Source organism: Dolichospermum lemmermannii CS-548 (assembly GCF_028330815.1).
Taxonomy (GTDB): domain Bacteria; phylum Cyanobacteriota; class Cyanobacteriia; order Cyanobacteriales; family Nostocaceae; genus Dolichospermum; species Dolichospermum lemmermannii.
On the sequence record NZ_JAQMTJ010000009.1, the window covers coordinates 1 to 10,404 of the forward strand.

The following is a 10,404-nucleotide window of genomic DNA, read 5'->3' on the forward strand; positions in this document are numbered from 1 at the left end:
ACAATCAACTGACAACATTGCCAGAAGCCATTGCCCAACTCTCCAATCTGAGCTTGCTTTACCTCAGTAACAATCAACTGACAACATTGCCAGAAGCCATTGCCCAACTCTCCAATCTGAGGGGGCTTGACCTCGGTGACAATCAACTGACAAGATTGCCAGAAGCCATTAAACAATTATCTCAACTCGAAAAACTCGATTTACGTAGGAATCAGCTAAATATTCCCGCGGAAATTTTAGGGAGCAGTTGGGATAGCTTAGGTAAACCGTCAGAGATTCTCACCTACTATTTCTCTCTGGCAACCGAGGAGCAACAACCTCTCAATGAAGCTAAGGTATTGCTAGTTGGTCAAGGAACTGTGGGTAAAACTTCCCTAGTTAAACGACTGATTAATAACACATTTGATGCCAACGAAAGCAAAACCCAAGGCATCAATATTGAAAATTGGCATTTAGAAGTTAATGGGCAAACCATTCGACTAAATATATGGGATTTTGGTGGACAGGAAATCATGCACGCTACCCACCAATTTTTTCTCACTAAACGGAGCCTTTATTTGCTGGTAATTAATGCCCGTGAAAATGAACAACAAAATAGATTGGAATATTGGCTAAGAATTATTCAGAGTTTTGGCGGTGATTCCCCGATTATTTTAGTTGGCAATAAAATTGATGATCATCCTTTGGATCTTGATCAAACTGGCTTACGCAAAAAATACGAAAATATTAAAGATATAGTTCCTATTTCTTGTAAAACTGGAGCAGGTATAGAAAATTTATTATTAATTATTCAACGCGAACTTGCTAATTTAGAAGGCATTAACGAACCTTTACCTAAAAGTTGGTTTCAGGTAAAAACCCATTTAGAAAAGACGAAAAAGGACTATATTCTTTACCACCAATATCAAAGTATTTGCCAGAATGAAAAAATTATTGAAGAACTTAAACAATCTACTTTAATTGAATTGCTGCATCAACTGGGTATTGTTCTCAATTTTAGAGATGATTTCGGCTTAAAAGGTGTTCCGGTGCTTAATTCGGAATGGGTAACAAATGGTGTTTATAAAATTCTCAATGACAATTTATTAATGACTCAATTTCGGGGTATATTGACATTTCAAGAACTAAGAAGAATTTTAGATTCTGTTAAATATCCCGACGATAAGCCAGAATTTATTATCAAAATGATGGAGAAGTTTGAACTCTGTTTTCCTTTGGATAATAAAAATCAATATCTCATTCCTGACTTGTTACCAAAGGAAGAACCTGCAACTGGGGAATGGGAGAATGTTCTGGCTTTTGAATATCATTATAATATTTTACCTAGCAGCATTATTTCCCGTTTTATTGTGAGAATGCACCATCAAGCAGATAAAAAAACTTGGTGGCGAAGTGGTATTGTATTAAAATCTGGCAACAATCGAGCATTATTAAAAAGTGATCAAGAAGACCGCAAAATCTTTATTTTTATTAGTGGTAATAGTTCCACCCGCAGAGAGTTACTCTCAATGATTCGTTCTCAGTTCGATAGTATTCATCAAACTATTAAAGGTTTAGAAGCGAAAGAAAAAGTACCAATTCCCGGATATTCTGGTATATTTGCAGATTATAAAAATTTACTGGATTATGCAGATAAAAATTTAGATTTCATTCCCGAAGGACTAACAGAAACATTTAATGCGCTAGAACTGCTAAATGGGATTGAATCAGAAGCAGAAAGACGAAAACGCCAAAATCGTGGGATAATAGGATCACAAAAACTACGCGAACCGACTATGGAACCAAAACCTGAAAAACCAACTATTTCTTCTGCTGAACGGGGTATTGCTTTGGCTATGGCTTTAGCAGTATTAATAGCTTTTATCGTCCTGATTCTCAACCCTAGAAGTATGAATGGTAATGCTTTAGCTATTGTAAGATTTTTAGCATCTGCATTTGCTGGTATTGCCGGTTATTTAGTTTCTGGTGATCTTGGTTTACAAGCTTCAATACCTTTTATGAAGACAAAAACCCAGGTTAAAGCCACAGGAGCATTTGCAGCATTTATTTTAGTATTTCTACTTTTTTATATGGGTGTTCCTACTTCCGAAATAACACCACAACCAACCCCCACACCTTGATGAAAATCCTCATATTAACCGATAGGATAACATCCCGGATTAACTGCATGAATAAATTCACTCCCCGCTAGTGGTCTTCCCCGTTTATAAGCTGCTTCTTGGGGTTGTCCCCAACCTAATTGTAAAATGATTTCTAGAAAGTTCGGATTTTCCCATTTTAATAAAGTTGCCCATTCTGTTCTTTGGACAATTCTTTCTACATCTACTTTTACAATTTTTTGATGTTGTTTACCATTACTAAAACTTAAATATAAATCCATTTCTTCTGTCACGAAATACCAAAATTCTAAAATTGTATCTTTGGCAGGTTTCAATATTTCTAAATCACTTTCTAAAGCGATTAATTCAGTATCAATTTCTGGATAATGCAGATTTTTACCTTTAACAGTCATATCTTTCCAGATAATTCCAGAAACTTGATTTTCTCGTTGATATTCATGAATAGAAGTTTTAAAATCTTGGTAGGCCGTGAATCTTTGCAGTCCGTCGGTTCTGACAAACTGATCTATAAATGGATTACCAGAAACAGTTACATCTAACTTCAAACGTTCACCTTTTAAGCAAGCTTGGCGTTCGGTTGCCAATATCTGAATTAACTCTTGGGTATTATAAATATTTGACATCAGAACAAGACCTAATTAGTGATCAATCATCAGTTATTAGTCAGTTAGTTATGACACTAATTATTAATTTTGTGTCAGATGGTAATCAAGATTGATTGAAGATTTAATTATTATCTCTTGATAGAAATAGAAATGCCGTATCAGAACCGACTATTTGTTTCATTGTTCATCCCATAGTAATGAATGTCGACATTATTCTATTTTACCTTGAGGAGTAGAATTAGGTTTATGGTCAAGAAAAAGCCCAATTCTCAAGAATCAGGGCTGAACAAGCAGAACTCAAAATTGCACAATTAGCTGAATGCTTAGGATTAATAAGTATAAAATCAGACTCACGCTAAAACTTAACCGCAAAAAAGCCTAATAATGATGATCTTATTAATTTAAGTAAGTTAACGCCTTATGTGAGTTAGAGTAACAAAAAAAGAAAGGGAAACTACAAGATCAAGGTAAAGACATTTTATGAAATTTATGCTTCAATTATTGGATAATCCATTTTGGGCATTAGTAAGAAAAGAAATTAATCAAATTTTACGCAATAGACAATTCAGCAGTGAGACTGCGTTGCTTTCGTGCCTGTACTCGTCTGGAGAAAACTTAGCCATAACCTTAAAATATTTACTTGCTATTTGTATATGGCTATTGTTTAATCAAATAAAGGAAACAACAATGGGAGGGACTTATATTTGCTAACAAACTATGTATATAAGCTACGTCCTAATATTAGTCAATCCGATAAAATGGACGGTTGGCTAGATATGCTCCGGTCTACTTACAATTGGAGTTTGGCTGACAGAATAGCTTAAAATGGACGGTTGGCTAGATATGCTCCGGTCTACTTACAATTGGAGTTTGGCTGACAGAATAGCTCAATACAACCAGCAATTTATTCAAGGTGACTATTGTGATATTAGGACTAAAGCAGAAGCTTGTCCATTAACTTGTTTTGTCAGTAAAAATGGAGCAAGTGGAGAGCCGTGGAAGGATGTTAAAACCGATAAAAATGGCAACATCAAAAACCCTCGACGCAGTGCTGGTGATATTCAAATAACGGCATTACCATATCTAAAAAAAGCTAGACCTTGGTTTGCTGAGATTGATTCTACAGTCCTACAGCAAAACGTCAAACGCCTTGACACTGCCTATAAAAACTTTTTTGAAGGGAGAGGGTTTCCTAAGTTTAAAAACCGGAGTAATTTTACCTCTTTTACTTACCAGATGGGCGTAAAAGCTCAAGGGAATAAAATCTATCTTCCTAAGTTGGGATGGCTGCGGTTTTTCAATTCTCGCTCAATACCAACAGGCTTTACTATCAAAGCTGCCACATTAAGAAAGCGTCAAGATGGTTGGTATGTCTCAATTAGAATTGAAGATAAAACCATACCAGACTATGTAAAAAAACCGCTAAACGAAGTTAAAGCCTCGACTCCGCTCGGCTTTAACCCTGAGCGAAGTCGAAGGGTTAATTCTATTCTTGGTTGTGACTTAGGAATAACTAAACTTGTCCATTTCTCCGACAGACATCAAATTGATAATCCTAGATTCTCAACCAACAAAAAAGCTAGACGCACTTTAAAAATTAGACAGCGACGGATTAATCGTAAAGTCAAGGGTAGTAAGAATCGTAAAAAAGCAGCTAATAAGGTAGGACGGTTTCACAAAAAGATTACAGATAAAAGGACTGCTTATCAATGGAGTGTTGCTAATACAATAGTTTCTAGAAAGGTTGATGCTATTGCTTTAGAAGATTTAAATGTCTCCGGTATGTTGAGGCGTTGCCAAGTTAAGACCGATGAAAAAACTGGAAGATTTTTAAAGAATGGGCAATCTAGAAAAAAAGGATTAAACCGTTCTATTTCTGATGCAAGTTGGAGTGATTTAATTTTAAAAATTGAGTATCTCGCTGTAAAGCAAGGAAAAGTTGTAATTAAGATTAATCCTAAATACTCCAGTCAAGAATGTAGGAATTGTGGGCATACTGATAAGTCAAATCGTGATGGTGAGAAATTCATTTGTACTGAATGTGGATATCACGAACACGCTGATATTGGTGCTGCTAAAACGATTAGAGATAGAGCTTTGGAAATAGTACGCGGGGACTCCGCGAAACTTGCTGTTTAACAGCTAAACGCCCAGAAGATGAGCCAGTGCGGTCTTGGGGTTTCCCCAAGTAGAGCAACTGGCGGTATCAGCACGCACTTTTGTGCAAACGTACTGAGTCTGGGAACCTGTGTGAACAGGATATTAGGATTGTAAAATCTTAAGAATCCCCGCGTCTTTAGACCGGGGAGTGTCAAACACAAACCTGATACGATTCCAGCCCATTTACCAGAAATTTTTGTCAATGACAAGATTAAAAAAAAAAGAAGTTGGGAATCTCAGATAGAATATTTCTCTGTCCTCTTGGTGCATAACTTCCATGACCACATTTGGTGAAAATCCCTTTTCCCCCCAGGAAATAGCCTCAGAAGGCATAAAACCAGAAGAATATACCGAAATCGTCCGCCGCTTAGGCCGTCACCCCAACAAAGCCGAACTAGGAATGTTTGGGGTGATGTGGTCAGAACATTGCTGTTATAAAAATTCCCGTCCATTACTCAAACAGTTTCCCACCACCGGACCACGCATTCTTGTCGGACCCGGTGAAAATGCTGGAGTTGTGGATATCGGCGACGGACTACAATTAGCGTTTAAAATAGAATCCCATAACCACCCTTCCGCCGTTGAACCATTTCAAGGTGCAGCCACGGGAGTAGGGGGGATATTAAGAGATATCTTTACCATGGGGGCGCGTCCCATAGCCTTATTAAATTCTTTGCGCTTTGGAGATTTGAATGATCCCAAAACCCAAAGATTGTTTGCAGGCGTAGTGGCGGGCATAAGCCATTATGGTAACTGCGTTGGAGTGCCGACTGTAGGTGGTGAAGTCTATTTTGACCCCGCTTACTCGGTCAATCCCCTGGTCAACGTCATGGCACTGGGTTTGATGGAAACGGCGGAAATTGTTAAATCAGGGGCTTCAGGCTTAGGAAATCCCGTGCTGTATGTGGGTTCAACCACCGGACGGGATGGCATGGGCGGCGCAAGTTTTGCCAGTGCGGAATTGACTGAGGAATCAATGGATAACCGTCCCGCTGTGCAAGTGGGAGATCCATTTGTCGAAAAGTCCTTAATTGAAGCTTGTTTAGAGGCATTTAAAACCGGGGCTGTAGTTGCGGCACAGGATATGGGGGCTGCGGGTATCACCTGTTCCACTTCGGAAATGGCTGCAAAAGGTGGTGTGGGGATTGACTTCGATTTAGATAAAATTCCGGTGCGGGAATCGGGAATGATTCCCTATGAATACCTGCTTTCGGAATCTCAAGAACGAATGTTGTTTGTGGCCGAAAAAGGACGAGAACAGGAATTAATTGATATTTTCCACCGTTGGGGACTGCAAGCGGTGGTTGCGGGAACAGTTATTGCAGAACCCATTGTCAGAATTTGGTTTGAGGGGAAAATAGCTGCCGAAATCCCGGCTGATGCTTTGGCGGAAAATACGCCTTTGTATGAAAGAGAATTATTAACAGAAGCCCCGGAATATGCCCAAAAAGCATGGCAATGGACAAGTGATAGTTTACCTGTTGGCAATGCTGCGGGTATTGAAATTGCAGGAAGTCTGCAAAGTTGGAATCAGATTCTATTGACTTTGCTAGATACTCCTAGCATTGCTTCTAAAAGCTGGGTTTATCGTCAATATGATCATCAAGTTCAGAATAACACCGTATTGTTACCCGGTGGTGCTGATGCGGCTGTCATTCGTATCCGTCCCTTAGAAGCACCCCAAAATCCAAAATCCAAAATCCAAAATCTAAAATCCGGTGTTGCAGCTACGGTAGATTGTAATTCTCGTTATGTCTATCTTGATCCTTATGAAGGGGCAAAGGCAGTAGTAGCGGAAGCTGCCCGCAATCTTAGCTGTGTGGGTGCTGAACCCATCGCTGTGACGGATAACCTCAATTTTGGTAGTCCAGAAAAACCCATTGGTTATTGGCAATTAGCGTCCGCTTGTCGGGGTTTGAGTGAGGGTTGTCGGGAGTTGGGAACGCCGGTAACTGGGGGGAATGTCTCTCTCTACAATGAAACTTTTGACGCAGAAGGTAATCCCCAACCAATTTATCCGACTCCGGTTGTGGGTATGGTGGGATTGATTCCTGATTTAACCAAAATTTGCGGACAAGGTTGGCAAAATGCAGATGATATAATTTATCTTCTAGGTTTATCAATTCAATCCAAAATCCAAAATCCAAAATCTAAAATAGAATTGGGTGCTTCTGAATATTTGGCAACTATTCATAATACGATCGCTGGTAAGCCGCCTAGAATTGATTTTGATTTAGAACGGCAGGTGCAAAAAGCTTGTCGTGAGGGTATTCGCGCTGGTTGGGTAAATTCTGCCCATGATTCGGCTGAGGGTGGTGTGGCTGTTGCTATAGCGGAATCTTGTCTTTCTGGGAATTTGGGGGCGGAAATTAATTTCCCAATTAGTGCAAATCACGATTCCCGTTTTGATGAAGTTCTTTTTGGTGAAGGTGGGGCGAGAATTTTAGTTTCTGTGAGTGGAGAAAGCCAAGAAAAATGGGAATCCTATTTACACCGAACTCTTCCAGAGAATTGGCAAAAACTGGGAACAGTAACTAATTCCGGTAATTTAGAGATTTTAACCGCAGATAACCATAAGTTACTCCAGGTTAGTCTCGAAGATATGAGCGATCGCTATTCTCAGGCAATCTCTAAACGTCTCGCTATCTACACCAATACCTAATCAACAGCAAAAATCAAGGTTTGAATACGAAAATTCACAATTCGCACTTGATTCTTAACCAATTTACGGTACTGTTTTAATGGATGGTTAAAGATTTGTTAAGAAGAAGGAGTCAGGAGTCAGGAGTCAGGAGTCAGGAGTCAGGATAAAAATTAATTATTCCCAATTCCCAATTCCCAATTCCCAATTCCCAATCACCAATCACCAATCACCAATCACCAATCACCAATCACCAATTCCTAGTTCCCACTGAATCGACACCCCACCAGGAGCAATACCAGCATGATTCCCCTTAATTCCGTTACCTCGGATGAAAACGCCTGTGACAAGCCAGAAGAAGCTTGTGGTGTGTTTGGCATTTATGCCCCAGAACAAGACGTTGCTAAATTGACCTACTTTGGATTGTATGCTCTTCAGCATCGGGGTCAAGAATCTGCTGGAATTGCTACCTTTGAGGGTACGCGTGTCCACCAGCACAAAGATATGGGTTTGGTGTCTCAAGTCTTTAATGAAATCATTTTAGATCAATTACCCGGAAATTTGGCAGTTGGTCATAATCGCTATTCCACTACCGGTTCTAGTCGCAAAGTTAACGCCCAACCCGCTGTAGTCGAAACTCGGTTGGGTTTATTAGCTCTAGCACATAATGGTAATTTAGTCAATACCGTAAAATTGCGAGAAGAGTTACTCAAAGATAAGTTTAACTTAATCACGACCACGGACTCGGAAATGATTGCTTATGCGATCGCTCAAGAAGTCAACGCTGGTGCAGATTGGGTAACAGGGGCTATGAGTGCCTTTCATCGTTGCGAGGGTGCATTTAGTCTGACTATTGCCACACCTGATGGTATAATGGGAGTCCGTGACCCCAACGGCATTCGTCCCTTAGTCATTGGTACTTTAGATAGTAACCCAGTCCGTTATGTTCTCGCTTCCGAAACCTGCGGTTTAGATATTATCGGTGCGGAATATCTGCGTGATGTTGCCCCTGGAGAATTGGTTTGGATCACTGAAACTGGTTTAGAATCATTTCAATGGCATCAACAATCAGAACGCAAACTTTGCATCTTTGAAATGATCTATTTTGCCCGTCCTGATAGCCTCATGCACAACGAAACTTTATATAGTTATCGAATGCGGTTAGGACGGAAAATGGCGGCTGAAGCCCCTGTAGAAGCTGATTTAGTGTTTGGTGTTCCTGATTCTGGTATTCCTGCGGCCATTGGTTTTTCTCAAGCTTCTGGTATAGCTTATGGTGAAGGACTGATTAAAAATCGCTACGTCGGTCGCACCTTTATTCAACCTACCCAAGCCATGCGGGAATCAGGGATTAAAATGAAACTTAATCCCCTTAAAGATGTCTTATTCGGTAAGCGAGTTGTGATTATTGATGATTCCATTGTCCGGGGAACTACTAGCCGCAAACTTGTGCAAGCCTTGCGTGATGCTGGTGTAGCAGAAGTCCACATGAGAATTTCTTCTCCTCCTGTAACTCATCCTTGTTTCTATGGTATTGATACTGATACCCAAGATCAATTAATTGCGGCGACAAAATCAGTGGAGGAAATAGCCAAGCAATTACAAGTTGATAGTTTAGCTTATTTGAGTTGGGGAGGAATGTTAGAAACCACCAGAGAAGATACTAATAGTTTTTGTTCAGCTTGTTTTACTGGTAATTATCCCGTGGCTATTCCTGAAAAAATGAAGCGTTCTAAGTTGATTTTGGAAAAGGTTGTAGTTTAGGAAATCGGGAATATCCAAGAAGTAATTAAATTGATAATTGATAATTTATAATTGTCAATTGTCAATTTTGGGGATAAAATAGAACATTAATTGAAACTAATTCCTCTTGTCACAATTCCTAATTGGAGATTGAAAACTTATGTTGAACATTACAAACACCAATTTTACACTGACAAGCAATAACTTCACTCATGAAGCAATGAGAGAAATAGCTTACAGTATGGATTTATTAATTCCTGGATTTTACTTATGGCTACCAGGAATACATATTCGGTTTGGTGGTGCTATTCCTGATGATCAACCTTACAGATATCCAGGTACGATACATAGTAATGTGGGTATGGCTTTAGTATTACCAGGTTATAAGATATTCACAACTTATCAGGGTAGTTATGACCCTCAATAAGCATCAAATACAGGGACTACCAAAGTTTAAATGTACAATTTTAGATGCAAATCAATTTGAAAAATTAATGATTGATGCTGGTTATTCTATATCAGGAACTGCTCCAGCGCAAGGTAACAGAATTAAAGTTTGGTGGGTTCATGAACAATACCCAAGAGTAGAATCTATTTATACTCCTGATCAGAAAAAGGTAATCACTGCTTATCATGTATAATTAAAATACTGCGGCTACTCAAAAACTAAAGGTATGCTTTAGAAGCAATTAAAGCCAGGTGAGTAGATTTAAATAAATCATTGATGTTTTTCAGGACGACAAAATATACAGCTTTCTAAAAGGTCAGATGATGGAGTTTTACGAAGTTCATTGATGAGATTACTTGTAGGTGAAGACTCTGGAATAGGAATATTATCTTCTTTTAACCCATCTTCCGCACCCTAAACTGTCACACAACGAAAAATGGTCGTTGGGGGATTTGGGATTAGCGATAGCCACATAAAATTTCGACCTTTTTGTATAAAAATCATCCTTTAATATATTAAAAAGTCCGAAATTACCGATTGTGACACCGGGGGGTGCGGAATGTGGGATTAAAAATCAATTAGGCAAAGCAACTAATCGTCCTACTTTACGCTGGATTTTTCAATGCTTTCAGTGTATTCATTTGGTTACACTCAATCAGGAGAAACATATTTCTAATTGGAATAAGG

8 protein-coding genes are annotated in these 10,404 nt (G+C 39.1%); 7 read left to right on the forward strand and 1 reads right to left on the reverse strand.

Features of this window, described 5'->3' with window-relative positions:
• A partial coding sequence (locus PN450_RS00485) for a COR domain-containing protein (protein ID WP_271835001.1) occupies positions 1-2,120 on the forward strand: 2,120 nt, incomplete at its 5' end.
• 14 nt (positions 2,121-2,134) lie between these two features.
• Here the strand turns inward: PN450_RS00485 and PN450_RS00490 are convergent.
• Positions 2,135-2,743 (reverse strand): hypothetical protein, encoded by a 609-nt coding sequence (locus tag PN450_RS00490; protein ID WP_148766163.1) that lies wholly within the window; start codon positions 2,741-2,743, stop codon positions 2,135-2,137.
• Positions 2,744-3,429: 686 nt separating this feature from the next.
• Between PN450_RS00490 and PN450_RS00495 the strand changes: the two genes are divergently transcribed.
• The 6 genes from PN450_RS00495 (at position 3,430) to PN450_RS00520 (ending at position 9,910) form a co-directional block, all read left to right on the forward strand.
• Positions 3,430-3,549: a helix-turn-helix domain-containing protein gene (locus PN450_RS00495; RefSeq protein ID WP_271835003.1), complete on the forward strand. Its 120-nt coding sequence runs from the start codon at positions 3,430-3,432 to the stop codon at positions 3,547-3,549.
• Position 3,550: 1 nt separating this feature from the next.
• Positions 3,551-4,864 (forward strand): RNA-guided endonuclease InsQ/TnpB family protein, encoded by a 1,314-nt coding sequence (locus PN450_RS00500; RefSeq protein WP_271835005.1) that lies wholly within the window; start codon positions 3,551-3,553, stop codon positions 4,862-4,864.
• 298 nt (positions 4,865-5,162) lie between these two features.
• A complete protein-coding gene (purL, locus tag PN450_RS00505; RefSeq protein WP_271835007.1) occupies positions 5,163-7,547 on the forward strand; it encodes a phosphoribosylformylglycinamidine synthase subunit PurL in 2,385 nt (794 codons plus the stop codon).
• 282 nt (positions 7,548-7,829) lie between these two features.
• Positions 7,830-9,290, forward strand: coding sequence for an amidophosphoribosyltransferase (gene purF / locus PN450_RS00510; RefSeq protein WP_271835009.1), 1,461 nt, complete (start codon positions 7,830-7,832; stop codon positions 9,288-9,290).
• A 139-nt stretch (positions 9,291-9,429) separates the two neighbouring features.
• Positions 9,430-9,696: a hypothetical protein gene (locus tag PN450_RS00515; protein ID WP_148766155.1), complete on the forward strand. Its 267-nt coding sequence runs from the start codon at positions 9,430-9,432 to the stop codon at positions 9,694-9,696.
• Positions 9,683-9,910: a hypothetical protein gene (locus PN450_RS00520; protein ID WP_148766153.1), complete on the forward strand. Its 228-nt coding sequence runs from the start codon at positions 9,683-9,685 to the stop codon at positions 9,908-9,910. Before PN450_RS00515 ends, PN450_RS00520 begins: the two co-directional genes overlap by 14 nt.
• The last annotated feature ends 494 nt before the right edge of the window (positions 9,911-10,404 follow it).